This window comes from Paenarthrobacter sp. NEAU-H11 (assembly GCF_050573415.1).
Taxonomy (GTDB): Bacteria; Actinomycetota; Actinomycetes; order Actinomycetales; family Micrococcaceae; genus Arthrobacter.
Genome location: NZ_JBNZGA010000003.1, coordinates 34887 through 52050, shown reverse-complemented (window position 1 = coordinate 52050; position 17164 = coordinate 34887). Strand labels below are relative to the sequence as shown.

General features: G+C 66.3%; 13 protein-coding genes and 2 pseudogenes. 4 read left to right on the top strand and 11 right to left on the bottom strand.

The features are described from left to right. Positions 1-13: 13 nt before the first annotated feature. Both ACQ3DC_RS04980 and ACQ3DC_RS04975 read right to left on the bottom strand, forming a co-directional pair. Positions 14-2866: an ATP-binding cassette domain-containing protein gene (locus ACQ3DC_RS04980; protein WP_430751703.1), complete on the bottom strand. Its 2853-nt coding sequence runs from the start codon at positions 2864-2866 to the stop codon at positions 14-16. After that, positions 2863-3429: a hypothetical protein gene (locus ACQ3DC_RS04975; RefSeq protein WP_430751702.1), complete on the bottom strand. Its 567-nt coding sequence runs from the start codon at positions 3427-3429 to the stop codon at positions 2863-2865. The genes ACQ3DC_RS04980 and ACQ3DC_RS04975 overlap by 4 nt, the downstream gene beginning before the upstream one ends. 126 nt (positions 3430-3555) lie before the next feature. Here ACQ3DC_RS04975 and ACQ3DC_RS04970 point away from each other — a divergent pair, with 126 nt between their 5' ends. Further along, positions 3556-4836 carry a wax ester/triacylglycerol synthase domain-containing protein gene (locus ACQ3DC_RS04970; protein ID WP_430751701.1) on the top strand — a complete coding sequence of 427 codons (1281 nt, stop codon included), beginning with the start codon at positions 3556-3558 and terminating at the stop codon, positions 4834-4836. Between the two features lie 91 nt (positions 4837-4927). Then, positions 4928-6380 (top strand): annotated as a pseudogene (locus ACQ3DC_RS04965) (DUF222 domain-containing protein). 54 nt (positions 6381-6434) lie between these two features. Here ACQ3DC_RS04965 and ACQ3DC_RS04960 read toward each other — a convergent pair. The 7 genes and pseudogenes from ACQ3DC_RS04960 to ACQ3DC_RS04930 form a co-directional block, all read right to left on the bottom strand. Then, entirely contained in the window at positions 6435-6908 is a 474-nt protein-coding gene (locus tag ACQ3DC_RS04960; protein WP_157240867.1) for a GNAT family N-acetyltransferase, read from the bottom strand. A 36-nt stretch (positions 6909-6944) separates the two neighbouring features. Continuing rightward, positions 6945-8558 (bottom strand): phospholipase D-like domain-containing protein, encoded by a 1614-nt coding sequence (locus ACQ3DC_RS04955; protein WP_430751700.1) that lies wholly within the window; start codon positions 8556-8558, stop codon positions 6945-6947. Between the two features lie 184 nt (positions 8559-8742). Continuing rightward, a pseudogene (locus ACQ3DC_RS04950) lies at positions 8743-9107 on the bottom strand (GNAT family N-acetyltransferase); the annotation flags it as partial. Between the two features lie 131 nt (positions 9108-9238). Beyond that, on the bottom strand, positions 9239-10168 hold the full coding sequence (locus ACQ3DC_RS04945; protein WP_430751699.1) for a 3-keto-5-aminohexanoate cleavage protein: 930 nt from the start codon (positions 10166-10168) through the stop codon (positions 9239-9241). 23 nt (positions 10169-10191) lie between these two features. Continuing rightward, positions 10192-10956, bottom strand: coding sequence for an SDR family oxidoreductase (locus tag ACQ3DC_RS04940; RefSeq protein WP_430751698.1), 765 nt, complete (start codon positions 10954-10956; stop codon positions 10192-10194). A 27-nt stretch (positions 10957-10983) separates the two neighbouring features. Further along, positions 10984-12249 carry an MFS transporter gene (locus ACQ3DC_RS04935; RefSeq protein WP_430751818.1) on the bottom strand — a complete coding sequence of 422 codons (1266 nt, stop codon included), beginning with the start codon at positions 12247-12249 and terminating at the stop codon, positions 10984-10986. A 162-nt stretch (positions 12250-12411) separates the two neighbouring features. After that, positions 12412-13464, bottom strand: a complete 1053-nt coding sequence (locus ACQ3DC_RS04930; protein ID WP_430751697.1) for a LacI family DNA-binding transcriptional regulator — start codon at positions 13462-13464, stop codon at positions 12412-12414. Between the two features lie 281 nt (positions 13465-13745). Between ACQ3DC_RS04930 and ACQ3DC_RS04925 the strand changes: the two genes are divergently transcribed. Together ACQ3DC_RS04925 and ACQ3DC_RS04920 are read left to right on the top strand one after the other, a co-directional pair. Further along, a complete protein-coding gene (locus ACQ3DC_RS04925; protein ID WP_430751696.1) occupies positions 13746-14219 on the top strand; it encodes an SRPBCC family protein in 474 nt (157 codons plus the stop codon). Positions 14220-14397: 178 nt separating this feature from the next. Beyond that, positions 14398-15171, top strand: coding sequence for a methyltransferase domain-containing protein (locus ACQ3DC_RS04920; RefSeq protein WP_430751695.1), 774 nt, complete (start codon positions 14398-14400; stop codon positions 15169-15171). A 60-nt stretch (positions 15172-15231) separates the two neighbouring features. On the opposite strand, the gene ACQ3DC_RS04915 is transcribed toward ACQ3DC_RS04920, so the two are convergent. Together ACQ3DC_RS04915 and ACQ3DC_RS04910 are read right to left on the bottom strand one after the other, a co-directional pair. Next, positions 15232-16218: an aldo/keto reductase gene (locus tag ACQ3DC_RS04915; protein ID WP_430751694.1), complete on the bottom strand. Its 987-nt coding sequence runs from the start codon at positions 16216-16218 to the stop codon at positions 15232-15234. 129 nt (positions 16219-16347) lie between these two features. Next, a complete protein-coding gene (locus tag ACQ3DC_RS04910; RefSeq protein WP_370460574.1) occupies positions 16348-17124 on the bottom strand; it encodes a peptidase in 777 nt (258 codons plus the stop codon). Positions 17125-17164 lie beyond the last annotated feature (40 nt).

The window sequence follows — 17164 nt, the reverse complement described above, 5'->3', positions numbered from 1 at the left end:
TCCATCAGTAGCCTCAAACCCCGATGTGAAGCCGGTCTTTGGCCTGCGCAGAGTGAGCCTTTTCGGCTTGCCCGCCCAGGCTGGAGACCGGCTTCACCCGCCTTAGTGCGGCGAGGATCGCCCGGCCCACCACCGCGATGCCGATGATGGTGGTGACGGCGCGCAGGGTGTCCCAGCCCGCCGTCGATGTCACCAGCGAGTACAGCAGGAAGCTGCTGAGGTTGGTGCCCAGCGGCGCGCCGGGCACGTAGGAGATGCCGGTGCCGGCGCCCACCGCGAAGGGCCAGAACCACAGGTTGGTCAGCAGGCCGAACAGGTAGGACGCCACGATGCCGTAGCCGGCCAGCATCCACAGTTCGGCCTTGCCCCGCACCCGCCGGGGGAGCAGCCCCGCCCCTGCGCCCACCCACGCACAGGCGAAGATCTGGAACGGAGTCCACGGCCCGATCCCGCCCCACAGCGCGCTTGAGAGAGCAATCGTGGCGGCGCCGAGCAGCATGCCGAAGCGGGCGCCGAACGCCCGGCCGGCCAGGATCAGCAGGATGAACACTGCTTCAACGCCCCCGACGCCGGTGCTCGCCACCCGGACAGCCGTGCCGACTGCTGCCAGGACGCCGAGCAGCGCCACCGTGTGTGCCGAGCGCACCGAGCCGTCGAGGGACACAACGATGGCGACGGCGGCAAGCGGCGCGATCGCCAGCGCCGCATAGGGGAGGGCGGCGGCTGCGTCCTGCGGGAGGGCCGCGGCGAGCAGCGGCCAGCAGAACGCTGCGAGGGCCACAAGGTTTGCGGCTGTCAGGACGGCGAGCTCGACGCCGCGCGGCAGCCGGATGCGGGGCTTTGTTGCTGCGCCGGTGGTGGCCGGTTCGGTGATTGGCTTTGGCCGGGCGCCCGCCTGCCGGGGAAGCAGGGCAAGCGGTTCCGGCGCGTCAGTCACCGGCGGGGAAGGCGCGACGCCGTCACGCATCGGGAGGATCCGGGCGCCGAGACCGTGGGCAAAGTCGTGGTCGTGGGTGGCGATCAGGACAGCGGTACCGGAGTCGGCCGCGGACCGGAGCGCGGCCGAGACCGCCGTGCGCGCGGCCGGATCGAGTCCGCGGGTGGGTTCGTCGATCAGGAGCACCTGGGGATCATCCATGGTCTGTAGCGCAATGGCCAGGATCCTGCGCTCGCCTGCAGAAAGGTCCCGGGGATGCTCATGGCCAATGGGAATGCTGACGTCTCCCCGCAGACGGGCCAGGCGTGACGCCGCAAAGCCGGGCTCGGGCTGTTCGCCCTTCTTTCGGCGCGCAAGGCGCCGCTCGGCCGCGCGCAGCTCACCCTCGACCGTATCCCTGGTGAAGAGGTCGTCCGAGGCGTCCGGCACCAGGGCGACGCGGCCGCCGTCGGCCGTTCCGCCGTCGTCGGTTTTTACACTGTCCGTTCCTCTACTGGCCGCACCCTCACCCAAGGCAAGCGCCACGAGCAGGGACGACTTCCCGGCCCCGTTCGGCCCCACCAGGGCCACCACTTCGCCGCGGTACAGGGCCAGGGACGCGTCGCGCACCAGCGGCGTGCCCTTGCGGTGCACCGCGAGGTTGGTCGCTGTCAGCACGGGCGTGTCGCCCGCAGGCTGTGCCGGCGCTGGATGAGAAGCATCGCGGTGCGAAGGCGGCGACGGCGCGGCGCCCGGCACCAGGGCGCCGTCGGCGATAGTCCACCAGGAGTCGGCAACCGGGACGAGCGCTGCCGCCCGGTGCTCCGCCACGATGATGCAGACGCCGTCACCGGCGAGGGCATTGAGCACGGCGATTACGTGCCTGCGGGCCGTGGTGTCGAGGTCTGCCAGCGGCTCGTCCACCAGGAGCAGGGGAGGCTGCTCCACCACCGCGGCGGCGATGGCCACGAGCGTTGCCTCCCCCGCCGAGAGGGTACTGATGTTCCGGTCCAGCAGCGCCGAGACCCCGATGCGCTCGGCGACCTCCAGCACCCGGGCCTTGGCCGCGGCTGATGGCATGCCGCGCAGCTCAAGGGCAAGGGAGATCTCGTCCCGCACCCGGGTGCTGGCGAAGGCGGCGCGGGGATTCTGCAGGACGACGCCGATGAGCCGGGCGGTATCGCGCGGCGGCGTGGCGGCGCGGTCCGTTCCGGCGACGCGCACGGTGCCGGAGATCCCGCCGCCGTCGACGTGGGAGAGCAGGCCGGCGATGCCCCGCAGGATGGTGGACTTGCCGGAGCCCGTGGGCCCGGTAATGACGGTGATGGACCCGCTCTGCGGCGTGAACCCGGCAACGCGGACCTGCGCGTCGCCGATGCGGAACCGGGCGTCGCGCACCAGAAGCGGGCCGCCGTCGTCGTTCCCCGGTTGTTGGGCGGCGCGGCTCCCGAAGCCGCGCAGCTCCAGGGCGGCGGCAACCCGGGCCGCGTGTTCAAGGGTGCGCTCGAGGACGGGCACCAGGGCGCGGGGTCCGAAGCGTTCGCCCCGCAACCGGAAGGCCAGGCGGACGGAGGTCACGGCGTCGGCCAGCGCGGGGAGTGCCGCCCATGCCACGACGAGCGTGCGGGCCAGGCCCTGCATGGGGCCGCGGCGGGCCAGGTGAACGAAGCCGCGGGCCACGTCCACGAATGCGTTCAGCAGTCCGAAGCCGACAAACAGCCCGGCAATCGGCAGGGCGGACAGGACCGCCGCCCACAGCCCGGGCCCGGTGACCGGACCGAGGAACACCACGTGGGCGTACGGGGCCGGCAGCCGCATGGCCGGCAGGTCGAGCAGGATGGGCGAGCCAAGGCCCGCGCCGTTGAAAAGGACGCGGTAGATGACCCGCGCCGCGATGAACACGACGGCGAGAGCAATGCCGGCGCGCAGCGGCGCGGGTCGGAAGGTCATGCCGCGGGGGCGGCCGGTTCGCCGTCGAGGGTGAAGAGCAGCTCCAGGCTCTGGCCCGGGCTGACCTGCAGGGTGGCGAGGCCTTCCTGCGCGTATTCCCAGGCGCCGGCATCCTTCTTTAGCCAGAGGGACCAGTAGGCGAAGGCGGCGGGCATGCCGGTGCACTCTTCCTTGTACGAGCCGGCCTTGTGCTTGATTTCGAAGTCTGCAGCGGGTACACCGTTCACCCGGCACACCAGCTCGTTGGGGTACTGGGTGGTGCCCACGGTCTTTACGTTGGCTTCCTCGAGCACCTTGGACGCAGCGGTGGGACCGTCCACGGGCACGCACACGGACTTGTCAGCGGCAGACTGCTTCAGTGCGCCGGAATCGACGATGACCTTCACGCCGTCACAAGGGCCGGAGGCGTTGGGTGCGGCGCTCGACGAAGCGGCTGCGGAGGAGGCCGGCGCGGAAGTGGTGGGCTGGCTGGCGGCCGGCGCGGAACAGGCGGCGAGGGTAAACAGGAGACCGGCGGCGGCGAGGGAGCTCGCGGCGGCGGTGCGCATCTTAGTCAAAGTCACTTGTTAAGGGTAGGGCGTTGCCTGTCCTTATCTGGATGCGGTGGCGTTGTGTGACGTCAGGGGCTGCAGTGATTTCCTGTCCGCCCACGCGCTGACAAGCCGGTGTTTCGCGGTTACTGTCAAGGCATGCACCCGGCGACGCAAAAGCTGGCCCCTGCTGATGAGGCGAACCTGGTGCTCGACCACGCCGGGCAGGTCAACGTGTTCCTGGCCGCCTGCCTGCTCGGGCCCGGCGGTTTCCTGGCTCCGGACGGCACACCGGACATGGCGCGGCTTAGGGCGACACTCAGCGAGCGGATTGCGGATTTGCCGGCGCTCCGCAAGAGCGTAACCCTAGTGGGCCGCCGACATCACTGGATTGAATCCGTGCCCGACGTCGAGCACCACATCCGCCTCGTGGAGCCCGTCGATGGTCTTGGGGGACTTCAGGACAAGTGTGCCGAACTGACGGGGGAGCCACTGGCATGGGACCGCCCGATGTGGGAGGTCCTGGTGGTACCGGGCGCCTCAGCGACTGGCGTGGGTGTTGTGCTGCGGATCCATCATGCGGTGGCCGACGGGATGACAGCGGCGGTGATCGTGCAGCAGCTCTTTGATGCCGGGGAACCGGGGGAGCGGCCGGCGGGTGGGGCGCATCTGCGCCTGCCGGAAAAGGCACCGCAGTCCCAGCCCGGGAACGATTTACGCCGCACCCTGCGTCGGGTTACAATCGGCCTGTTTCGTATCCTCAAGACCCTGTGGGGCTCTGGCGTGGGTGGCACGGTGCTGCTCGGTGAGCGCAGCTCGCACCGCGGCGTCGCTTTTCTGCAGACAGGTATCGAAGCCCTGGAGACGGCTGTGCGTCCGCGGGGTGCCACGGTAAATGACGCACTCCTCGCCGCGGCCGCGGCCGGCTTCCGGGCGGTCCTGGGGGCTGCCGGCGAGCAGATCCCCGCCCGATTGCCGGTGTCAGTGCCGGTGGCGCTGCGGCGCCGCGGGGCTGCAGCGAACCAAGTGGGAGTCATGCTTGTGCAGCTGCCGCTCGGCGAGCCCGACCCCGACCTGCGCCTGCGGCTCATCGCCGCCCAGACCCGTGAGGAGAAGGTGCGGGCAAGGGATCAAGGCACCTTGGAGTTTATGCGCGGGCCGATCGGTGCACGCATCCTGGACCGCCTCTCCCGGAAGCAGCGTGTTGTTGCCGGGTTCGTCAGCAACGTGCCGAGTCCGAAGGGAACTTACCGCCTCGCCGGAGCCCCGGTTATCGCCCTCTGGCCCCTTGGGATTCTCCCGGGAAACGTACGGCTCGGTGTCGCGGCTGTCTCGTACGGCGGCTATCTGTGTTGTGGTGTCCACTTCGACGCGTTGAACGTGCCGGGCGACGTCTTTGCGCACGCCATGGACGAGGAGATGGCGCGCCTGGGCGGGTGAGCGCAGGGCTGGGACGCGGCCTAAAGTGAGCGGTCGACGGCGGGAGGTCACCGCCGTCGTCGTTGTCAGACCCTCCTGCCATGCTGTGGTTATGGAAGCCGGTGTGGTTGTCGATGCGGAAGTCAGGGCCCAGCTGGTGGCTGCCGTTGGCTCGGTGGCCGGGCTGGTTGATGAGCTTGCGGGTGTTGTGGCCAGCCCGTCGGCCGCCGCGGATGGGCCCTACCGGCTTCCCGATGCTGATGCTGATCCGCTGCAGGAGCTTTCCGAGGCCTGCCTGGACGGGTTAGGGGTGCTGGCGCGGGTTGAGGCCGCGACGGCGGCGTTGAAAGTCCAGCTGGTGGCTGCCTACACGGAGGCTACAGCGGTGCTGGAGGGCCCGCCGGCCAGCGCCTATGAAGCGTCGGCGCGGGAGGTGAGCCGAGTGGCAGAAGTCGCCTGCGTGCTGACGATCGGTGAACGGGCCGCGTCCGCCCTGCTGGGGGAGGCCCACGCGCTAACCACGTCGTTGCCGGCGGCACTCGATGCGCTGCAAACCGGCACCATCGGCTGGCAGCACGCCCGCATCGTGGTCGACGAAACAACCGGCCTCAGCCCCGCAGCCGCCTCTGCCCTGGAGGCGCACTTCTTCGACCCGGACGCGCCCCGACCGGCCCGCGGTGCCGCACCCGGAGAGCTGGCGCCTGCCCGGTTCCGGCGTAAGGTCCGGGCGTGGCGGGAACGCCACCACCCCGAGTCGCTTGAGGCACGCCACGCAAAGAGCGTGGGGGACCGGCGGATGGAGTTCAGCCCGGACCGGGACGGCATGGCCTGGTTGTCGTTGTACCTTCCCGGAGATACGGCCTTGGCTATCTGGAACAAGTCGACGGCACTGGCCCGCGGACCTTCAAAGCCCGGGCGAACCGCGCAACCTGAGCCAGTTGCGCGCGGACATCGCCGCTGGGCTGCTGCTGGGCAGTGCGAACCAGGACGTCGGAGACGTGCCTTCCCCTAAGGCTGATGTACTGGTTACCGTTCCGGTCTTCTCCCTCCTGGGCCTTACGGACGAACCCGCCGAGGTCGATGGGCTGGGGCCGGTCCCGCCGTCGATTGCACGCAGGCTCGTTGCCGACGGTGCCAACTCGTTCTACCGCGTCCTGGTCGACCCGAGGGATGGAGCGCCGCTGGAAATCGGGCGCACCAGCTACCGGCTCCCGGAAGCGTTGAAGCGGTGGCTCAAGATGAGGGACGGCACGTGCACCTTCCCGGGCTGCAGCAACAACAGCCTGGACAATGAGGCGGACCATCTCACCGCCTGGCAGCGCGGCGGCACCACCGGAATCAGCAACCTTGGGCAGGCATGCCCGAAGCACCACCGGCTCAAACACGGGTCGGGTTGGACACCGATGCAGGCAGGAAAGGATCGGCCGCCCGGCTGGATTTCGCCGACCGGCCGATGCTATCCCGCCGAGCACCCGGACCGGGAACCACCACTCTGGCCGCCGGGCTGCCTGCCAGCAACCGATAGCCCACTGGAACAGGCCATACTGGCGCGCCTCGCCGCCTGACGCCTCGCCGCCTGACGCCCCGGGCTGTGTTTCCGGTGTCCGCTGGAGCGGGTCCTAGAGTCGGAGCTCCATGAAGACGCTGTTGGGGTCCAGGACGTAGCCGGCGAAAGGCGGGCACTCGGAAAAGCCGTTCCGGGCATACAGGCGCCGGGCGGGGGCGAAGTAGTCCTCGGTACCGGTCTCAAGGTAGAGGCGCTCGAGGTTCCGGGTGCGGGCGTCGTCGAGGATATGGCGGAGCATCAAGGTGGCTACGCCCCGTCCCCGAGCGCCTGCCGCAGTGCGCATGGACTTGATCTCGCCGTGCCTGGGCGGGCCGGCAGGGGCCGCCAGGAGCTTGAGTGCGCCGCACCCCAGCAGGTCGCCGTCCTCACGGGCGGTCCAGAACGTGATTGACGGCGCCGAGAGGGCGGAATGGTCCAGGGCATGGACGCTTTCGGCCGGCGAGGTGGCGAACATGTCCGCCAGGTGTTCGCTGAGGAGTTGATGGACGTCGCCGCGGGCGGGGTCGTCCCGGTCAATGGAAATCATCGGCTCAAATGTACCGGCTGGCGCGGTGGATCCTGCCTAGAACTTGGTTGTGCCGCGGATTTTGCGGGGGCGGCCGTCCGGGTCCACCAGAAGGCGGTAGACAGGGTCCGCCCAGAGACGCTGAAGGCGCGGCACGGGTTCTGTGGTGTGGTGTCGTGCATGTCCCCTGGGGCGGGGCGAACGGCGGCCGGTTTCGTGCCAATGGTCCAGAGCGTCCGCGGTTGCATTCCACAGGGCGAGCCCGTCCGACGGAGCGAGTAGCCGGGGGTCATCCTGGTCCAGGCCCAGGTGTTCGGCCCAGAGCTGGAGCCGGAGCTCCTGGGCCAAGGGACGGGAAGCCTCGGGACCAGTGTCTGCGCCGGGCGCTTCACCCTGACCAGCGGAGGTGTCGATGACCGCGCAGGTGAGCTCGCTGTCCGTGGTCCAGGACCGGCGGTTGAAGTTGTCCGATCCGCACGTGAACCAGGTGTCGTCGATGATGCAGACCTTGGCATGGACATAGATCGGCGTCCCGGCCCTGTTCTCCAGGTTGAATACGCCGAATCTGTCGGGGGCAACGCGGCGCATCTTTTCAATGGCGCGCAGCTGGCCGAGCCGCTTGGGCGGCCCTCCCAGCGGGCCGTCGGAGTCCGGGTAGCGGGGCACGACGGCGATCACGTTCAACCCAGGGTTCTCTTCGAGGGCAGCCGCGATTCCGGCCGCCACCTCGGCAGACCACAGGTACTGGTCCTCGATGTAGATCAAGGAGCGGGCCAGGCCGAAGGCTTTTGTGTAGGCCCGGGCAACGCTCCGCTCACCATCGGGTGCGAACGGGAACGGAGGATGCTTCACGCCGTAGGTGCGCAGCAGCTGCACGGCGTGCGGGCCCGCAGGCGGCGGTGGCGGCGCAGTTTCCGGCAGGGGCTCGGGGTGCCGGGGCATATCGGCCATGCGCTGCAGCAGCATCCGGTAAGGAGTGCGCCGGTCCAGGGGATGGGGGTCATCCCACCGTTCCGCGAACAGTTTCAGCACATCTGCCACAACCGGGCCGCGCAGTTCCAGGGCGGCATCGTGCCAGGGAGGCTGTTTCCCGTACCGGGGATCCATCTCCACCGCCTGCGGGTCTCCCATGTGATCGGCGTCGTCCCGGCGGCTGTGGGAGAGGTCGATCCCGCCGACGAATGCGACGTCCCGGGAAGGGTCATTACGGTTGCGGATGACGAACAGTTTCTGGTGATGGCAGCCGAAGAGGCGTACCCGCTGGTCCAGCAGAACCTCGCCGCCGGCGTCGTTGATCTGGCGGCTGAGGTGCTCGTTGGACAGGTTGCTCATGGGTGCAGACACGCGCTCTCCGTGCGATCTCCACACCAGGCCGCGCACTTCCACCCCGTCCCGGGCCAGCCGCGCCAGCAACTCCCCGATGGCCGGCCCGTCCGCCGTAAGCTTTTCGTCGCCGTCGCCTCGCCAGTCGGTGAACCACACGCGGTCTCCCGCTTGCAGAGCGGACAGCTCCTCGTGGAGCCGAGCGAAATAGGTGGCACCGTGAACCAGGGGCCGCACCAGGTTGCCCTCCGACCAGGACGGCGATCCCGCATTGCCCGCATGCACGTCGGCGGCCGCGTTGCCCCACTCGGCGGCACTCAAGAACCAGTAACCAGCACTACTGTCCACTCGTCATTCCCTTCGGGATCCGGGGCCCGTCATTAGGCGTCCGGCCTACCAGTAGCCTACGACTGGGGCGGCCAATGTCATCGGCCCGTTGTGGGGCGTTGGCTGGGAGTAGGGAAAGCCATGTTGTCACCTCAATATCCGCAGCGCGCCCGCGCGGGCAGCCGGAGGGCCGTCCTAAGAAGCGAAGTTCCATGAAAACGCTGTTGGGATCCAGGGCGTAGCCGGCGAACGGCGGGCATTCGGTGAAGCCGTTCCGGGCATACAGGCGCCGTGCCGGAGCGAAGTAGTCCGCGGTCCCGGTCGCAAAGTAGACGATGGATTTGACCTCGCCGTGCAGCGCTGCCCCGGGCGGGGATTCGAGGAGCTTGAGTGCGCCGCACCCCAGCACATCACCGTCCTCGCGGGCGGTCCAGAACGTCATCGACGGCCCGGACAGGGCGGAGTGGTCCAGGGGCGTGGACGCTTTCGGCCGGCGAGGTGGCGTACGTGTTCGCCGAGGAGTTGATGGACATCGCAGCGTGCTGGACCGTCCCGGTCAACGGAGATCATCAGCCTAAACCTACCTGCAGCGCATCACGCTGGATGCCTCCGCGAACGCCACCACCTGCATCCGGTGACGGACGACGGCGGGCGCCTCCCGCCGTCGTCCGCTTACTACTCTTTGTGGTGAGTCTGATGCGTCAGAACCCGACGTTCCCCTTGCCCTTGAGCTGGAGAATTTCGCGTGCTTCGTCCGGCGTCGCAATCTGGAAGTTCAGCGCCTCCAGGATCGTGCGGATGCGCGTTACCTGTTCGGCGTTGGTCTTCGCCAGCTGGCCGGGTCCAATCCACAACGAGTCCTCCAGCCCCACCCTGACGTGTGAGCCCATGGCTGCGCCGATGGTGGCCAGGGGCATCTGGTTCCTGCCCGCTCCCAGGATGGACCACTCGTACTGGTCGCCCAGGAGGCGGTCCGCGGTCCGGCGCATGTGCATCAGATCCTCGGGATGGGCGCCAATACCTCCCAGGAGACCGAAAACGGACTGCACGAACAGGGGACCCCGGGCCAGGCCGCGGGCGTGGAAATGCGCCAGGTTGTTCAGGTGCGATATGTCATAGCACTCGAACTCGAAGCGGGTGCCGTTTCCGTTTCCGATGCCGAGAATGGTCTCGATGTCCTGGAATGTGTTCTTGAAGACGAGGTCCCGGCTCTTCTCGAGGTTCTCGCGTTCCCAGTCGTGCTCGAAGTCGTTGAACCGCTCCAGCATTGGATACAGGCCGAAGTTCATTGAACCCATGTTCAGGGACGCCAGTTCGGGTTTGAAGATGGTCGCCGGCCGCATGCGTTCTTCCACCGTCATGTGCGGCGAACCGCCGGTGGTGATGTTGATGACGGCATCGGTATTGGCCTTTAGCTTTTCAAGGATCGGCGCGAAGTGGTCAGGATCCTGGGACGGGCGGCCGTCCCGAGGGTCCCGGGCATGCATATGGACGATCGCCGCGCCCGCTTCCGCCGCCCCGATGGCCGCGTCGGCGATCTCCTCCGGAGAGACAGGAAGGTGCGGCGACATCGACGGCGTGTGGATGGCGCCGGTGACGGCGCTTGTGATGATGACTTTTCGCTGTGCCATGGTGTGTTCCTTGTCCGTTGCGTTTAGTAAAGCTTTTCTGTGTTGCCGTCCACCGCGAGGACCTGGCCGTTCACATTCCGGGCCAGGCTGCTCGCGGAGAAGGCTGCCATGTTGGCGATGTCCTCCGCAGTGACCATGCGTTGCATTGATGACTGGTTGTTGTAGACCGCGGCAACGTCCTCCACGGATCTGCCCAGCATGTCCGCCTTGGCCGAGATAACAGCCTGGATCCGGGGCCCGTCTACGGCTCCGGGACAAATGGCGTTCGCCCGTATCCCCTCGGGTCCAAGCTCGATGGCCAAGGTCTTGGTGAACCCGACGACGGCCCATTTCGAGGCGGAGTAGGCGCTGCGGCCTGCCATCCCGAGGCGGCCTGCCGCTGAGGAAAGGTTCACAATGGCGGGGTCGGTCCCCCTGCGCAGCATCCCGAGGGAGTGTTTCACGCAGTAGAACTGGCCGTGGATGTTGACGTCAAATGTACGGGTCCATGCATCGCTGGTAAGCGTTTCCACCGGCCCTGTGGGGCCGGCCACCCCGGCGTTGTTGACCAGGACATCGAGGCCGCCAAGTTCAGTTTCCACAGAGGACATCAGCCGAATGACGTCTTCCTCGACGGAGGCATCGGAAACGCTGGCCTTGAAGCCGTACTTCCGGGCAGTTTCGACCGCCCGTTGATCGATATCGGTCACGTACACGCGGGCGCCAAGATCCTTGAACTTCTTTGCGATCGCCAGGCCGATTCCGTTGGCGCCGGCGGTGACAAGTACTCTTTTGCCGGAAAAGTCCATTTCTATCTCCTGAAGTGGGTGATGCGGTTACCGAGCCGAGACCGCAACGGCATCGGAGTCGGAGGCTTCCTTGTCGAGTTCGCCGTATTTCAGGAAGAACGACAGGAAGGCGCCAACGGCACTGACGGCGACGACGAACCAGAGGCCAGCCAGCTTGCTCCCGGTGGCATCCTGCATGTAGCCCATGACGTACGGGCCGAGGAATCCGCCAAAGAGGCCGATGGTGTTGACGAAGGCGATACCGCCAGCCAGGGTGGAACCGCTGAGACGGCTGGCCGGGAACGTGAAGAGAATGGGCTGCATGGCGAAGAAACAGAAGGCGCCGAGGCAGAACCCGATAAGGCCCACAACCGGGCCGGAGATGGCCCCCAGGGTGAAGCCCACACAAATGCCGATCATCGTGGTGCTCACGAGCTTTTGGGCCTTGGATCCTGTGTTGGCGAAGCGCGGAACGAAATAGGAGCCGAGGGCGGCAAAGATCCATGGAATGGCAGTCAGCAGGCCGATTTCGAATGAGGACAGATCGCCATAGGTGCCGATAATGGACGGCAGGAAGAAGGAAAGTGCGTATACGGCGATTTGCTCGCTGAGGTAGATGCCCACCACCAGGAGAATCTGCTTGTCTTTCCAGACTCCGGACAGCTTATGGGTGCCGGACGCTGCCGAGCCTTCGGCGTCTTCCGCGGCGATCCTTGCCTCAAGATCTGCGGCTTCTTCATAACTAAGGAATTTGGCCTTCGTGGGACGGTCCGGCAGCATCTTCCAGACGATGATGGCAAGGAAACACGCCGGGAGGCCTTCGATCAGGAACATCCACTGCCACCCGTGCAGGCCCCCAATTCCTTCCATATTCAGCAGCGCACCACCAAGCGGGGCACCGATGATGTTCGCAAAGGAGACGCCCAGGAGAAAGAGGCCATTCGCCTTCGCACGCTCCTTCCGCACAAACCACTGCGTGAGGAAATACATGATCCCCGGGAACAGGCCGGCTTCGGCGACGCCGAGGAGCATACGCATGATGTAGAAGGACCACTCGTTTGTAACGAACATCATGGCGGCGGATATCAGGCCCCACGAAACCATGATCCGGGTAATCCAAAAACGGGCGCCGACCCTGTGCATGATGAGGTTCGACGGGATTTCGGAGAGTGCATAGGTCAGGAAGAAGAGGCCTGCGCCGATGCCATAGGCGGTCGCCGAAATACCGAGGTCGATTTCCAGCCTGCCTTTGGCAATGCCGATATTTGTCCGGTCCAGGAAGCTCATGATGTACGAAATGATGAGCAAGGGCATGAGCTTGCGCAGAATGAGAGTGCTGACTTCTTTTGGCGATCGCATCGCCGTTTGTCCGGGAAAGGGCATGTTTTTTCCTTAGGTGGATCGGGCAGCAAAAAGGCACACGGCGTCATTGCCACCGAACGTTTGCTGCTATCGACGGGTAATTTAGGGGGAAGGTCAGAGGACAGCGGCGGGATTGCAGCCGCAGGTTCTGCCGATGTGCAGTTGGTGTGCACACGTCAGCGATTGGTAGAGGGTGGAGGGCTTTTCCATCCGCTTCAGGAGGATGGCAAAGGCCTCGTTCGCCATTTCCTGCTGGGGTTGGATGATGGTGGTGAGGTTGATCAGCCCCGAAATGCTGTGGGGGAGACCGTCGGAACCTGTGACTGCGACGTCCTCCGGGATGCGGAGTCCCCGGGAGAGGGCATATTCCATGACCCCGATGGCAATCTCATCGCTGCCGCACACCACAGCACGCGGTTTTTGTCCCGAGGCAAATAGTCTCGCCGCAGCGACGCGTCCGCCGGTGTTGTTGAGGTGGGTGCTGATCTTCCAGCCGCCTCTGATGGTGATGCCTGCCTCCGCCGCTGTTCGGATGAAGCCCTGCTCGCGGGCCAGCGACGCGCTTGAAAGACGGGGACCAATGACGGTGGCAACGTCCTTATACCCATGCGAGATGACGTGCTCCATGATCAGCGACCCGGCAGCGATGTCGTCGATCCCAACAAAATCCCCTTCCAGGTAGGTGGACCTGCGGGACAGATAGACAAAAGGTATCTTTGCTGCCCTCAAAGTGCGCAGCGCGGTGGCGTCCTTCCTGAACGCCGCCGCAATAATGACGCCGTCCACATTCCGGGTAGCCAACGTGGACGTAATCTGGCTCATGATGTCCGCATCGTCCTGCGTGGTGGCAGTAAATACTTCATATCCAGCTTCCGCGGCTGCAGTTATGACCCCCTGCGCCCACCGCGTATACATCGGGTTGACGATGTTGGGCAGGACGAGCCCGATGACGCGAGTGCGCTGCGGATCGAGGCCGGGGCCCGAACTCCGGGGCCGGAAGCCGAGTTCGTTTGCCACGGATATGACATGGCGGCGCGTTTCCGGAGAAACGCCCGTTTTTCCATTGAGCACATACGAGACGGTGGCAGCGGAGACACCCGCGGCGCGGGCCACGGAGGCTGCAGAAACGAACCGGCCCTGTCTTGGCTCGGACAGCGAAAGCTCCACTTCTGGCACCTCCTTGGACAGCAGCGGGTTTGTGTGAACAACGTCACCTTATGAGCCCTTAAAGCCTTAAGCAACGTTAAGTAGGGCAGCAGCCCGCCATCGCCCGCGCCCACCAGACGGAAGCCGACGACGGCAGGAGACTCACGCCGTCGTCCGCGATCCTGAGGGTCTGGACACCGGTGCCCGCCGGACTTATCGTGCAAAAGTGGCGGCTGCCTGACTGGCAGGATGGCAAACTCTGCCGGTCCGCTGTTGCGGCCGTCCCTCATGAGGAGGAAGCAATGGAACACGTTGAAGAGACCGTTGAAGTAGCAGTGCCGCTGCGGACCGCGTACAACCAGTGGACCCAGTTCGAATCCTTTCCGCAGTTCATGTCCGGTGTCGAATCCGTGACCCAGCTGACTGACACCACCAACCATTGGGTTACCAAGGTGGGCGGTGTGCAGCGGGAATTCGATACTGAAATAGTCGACCAGGAGCCTGACGACCGAATCGCCTGGCGCAGCATCGACGGCAAGTCCCATGCCGGCATCATCAGGTTTACGCCCCTGGACGCCAACCACACGAAGGTCAGGGTCCATTTCGAATGGGCTCCGGAAACCCTCACTGAAAAAGCAGGTGCGGCATTGAAGATGGACCAGATGCAGGTGAAATCTGACATGCGTAAGTTCAAGGACTTCATCGAGTCGCGCGGTACCGAAACCGGCGGCTGGCGCGGCGAAGTCGGGGACACCGGCCCCACCGGGCAACTCTAGAAGTGCCGGGCGGGGCCGGCTGAGGAAGCGGCGCCTCGCAAACGGAAAGCGGACGACGGCGGGACCTCCCGCCGTTTGTCCGCGTCGGTGGCGCCTACGCCCTCTTGACGTTCAAATTGCAGGCGAGGAGACTCATCCCACCGCTTTCAAGTCCGTGAAATTAAGGGCAGGAAGATCCATGGAAACCACTCCGGGACAGCTCGATACCGCCGATCTCGAGGACCGTGTCCGCTCCATGTATGAGCTGGTCGCAAATCACCCGCACCAGGAATTCCATTTCGAAACCGGACGGGCACTCGCCGAACGCCTGGGCTACCCCACCCTGGACCTGGACCGCATTCCCGCTCCTGCCATCGAGTCTTTTGCCGGCGTGGGCTACTTCCACGACCTGGCAGCCCTGCAGCCCGGCGAATCAGTTTTGGACCTTGGAAGTGGCTCGGGCATGGACAGCTTCCTCGCCGCGCTCGCGGTAGGAGACACCGGCGCGGTGATCGGCGTCGACATGACACCTGCGCAGGTGGAGAAAGCCCGCCACCTGGGCGCGGACTTTGCCAACACGGAATTCCGGCAGGGCCGCGTCGAGGCCCCCGACGTCCCGCCGGGCTCGCTGGACTGCATCATCTCCAACGGTGTCATCAACCTGGTTCCGGAGAAAGCGCGCGTGTTGGACGCAGCCGCTCGAGCACTGAAACCCGGAGGCCGCCTGGTGGTTGCGGACATCGTTTCTGCGGTGCCGCTCCCCGAAAATGTCACGTGCGACGCGTCCTTGTGGGCCGCGTGCATTGGCGGAGCCATGCAGCAGGACAGTTTCCTGGCGGCGATCGAGTCGGCCGGGTTCACGGTGGACACCGTCCGCCCCAACGGGGCCTACCGGTTCCTCTCCAGCCGGGCGGTGAAGGCCACCGGCAAATACGGCGTGGCCAGCATCAGTGTGGCCGCACGCCGGGCGTAAGCTCCGGTTCACTGATGCCGACTGCCGCCATGCCGTCGTCCGCTTGCCGCTGGCAGCCGCTCACCGCCCGACGTAGCGCATGTGCGTATCGTTGTAGCGGTTGCCCTGCACCCCGATCCGACTGGCGACGGCGTTCAGGTCCGCCACATCATCGGCGGACAGCGCAACGGCTGTCGCTCCGGTGTTCTCCTCGAGGCGCTCCCGGCGGCGTGTGCCGGGGATGGGCACGATCCAGGGATGCTGTGCCAGCAGCCATGCCAGCGCGATCTGTCCGGGGGTGGCGTTCTTGGCGGCAGCGAGTTCCGCGACATGCTTCACCAGCGCCTGGTTGGCGGCGCGGTTCTCCGGGGTGAAACGGGGGATGGTGCCGCGGACGTCGCCTTCCGCGAACTGCGTGGACGTATCCACAGTCCCGGTGAGGAAGCCCTTGCCGAGCGGGCTGAAGGGCACGAACCCGATCCCAAGTTCGGCCAGGGCGGGCAGCACTTCCGGCTCCGGATCCCGGGTCCACAGGGAGTACTCGCTCTGGACGGCCGTCACCGGAAAGACGGCGTGGGCGGCGCGGATGGTCGCGGCCGAGGCCTCGGAGAGCCCGAAGTGGCGGACCTTGCCGGCCTGGACGAGCTCGCCCACGGCGCCGGCCACCTCTTCAATGGGCACATTGGGGTCCACGCGGTGCTGGTAGAACAGGTCAAGCGTGTCCACGCGCAGCCGGCGCAGGGACTCGTCCGCGACGCGTTTGATCTGCTCGGGTGAGCTGTCCAGCCCCACGGATTTGCCGCCCTCGATCCGCCACCCGAACTTCGTTGCGATCACTACTTCGTCCCGCACCGGCGCGAGTGCTTCCCCGACGATTTCCTCGTTGACGTAGGGGCCGTACACCTCGGCGGTGTCAAAGAAGGTGACTCCCAGGCCGACCGCGTCACGGATCACCCCGATCATCGCCTGGCGGTCGCCGGGGTTGGGGCCGTAGCCCTGCGACATGCCCATGCAGCCGAGGCCGATCGCCGAAACCTGCAGTCCCTGTCCGAGTGTTCGTGTATGCATGATGACTCCTTTGCCCCTGGCAGTCCGTGCCGGCACGCTTGTGCGCGGCCTTCCTCCAGTCAACGGCGTATCGGGCGCGTTAGGGAGTGTCTGCTGAAACAGGTAACGGCAGGCCCCCTTTAGCTGGCTTCAGATCCGCGGGACGCACTTCCCCCTGCCCAGCAGCGCAAGGCCGGCACGGTCCCCTTCCCCGAAGTCCACTCGCCCGCTGTTCTCCGCATACATGAGCTGGGTGGGGTCGTCCACATGGTCGAGCCCCACCACATGCGCCAGTTCGTGCATGATGACCGCCCTGACCAAAGCGGGCCCGTCGGGGAAAGCCAGCGTTTCAGCCAGTGCCGGCGCGTCAAGCTGGACCTGGCCGGTGACGTACACGTACGGCTCGCCTGTTACCTGGAGCGAGGAGCTTCCACCGGTTCCCGCAACCCTTCCGGCAAGGTCCGGTGCCTCCTCCGGTGTGGACCACGCAATCAGGATGGGCGCCCACTTCCTGCCGTAACGGTCAGGCTGGTACGCCGCCCGGTCCGTCGACGGGGCCTCCGTGGTAGGTCCGTCATACACAAACTGCAGGCCCGTGGCCGCGGACACGGCAGCGACGGACTGCTGGATAAGCTGGTCCGTGCCCGGCGGCGCAAGGTCCGGCCGCACCACGTAATGGATCGGACGGCACGGGTCGTAGGCAACAAACTGCTGGTCCGGGTCGGGTGGCTCCTGGAGAACGTACGCGGTGGAACCTGTCGTGGCGGCCGGAACGCCGAGGGGAGACGAGGCCGCCTCAAACCCCGGGGGAGGGACATCGGCGCCGGGCAGGTGGGGCAGGGCTGCTGGCAGGACGAACCGGTCGAACAAAGTGGGCGTGAAGTAGAGCCCCGCAACGAGCGCCAGGCCCAGGACGGTGGCTGACACCGATGTCCACCTCAGGGTGCGCCCGGGCCTTGTCCCGCGG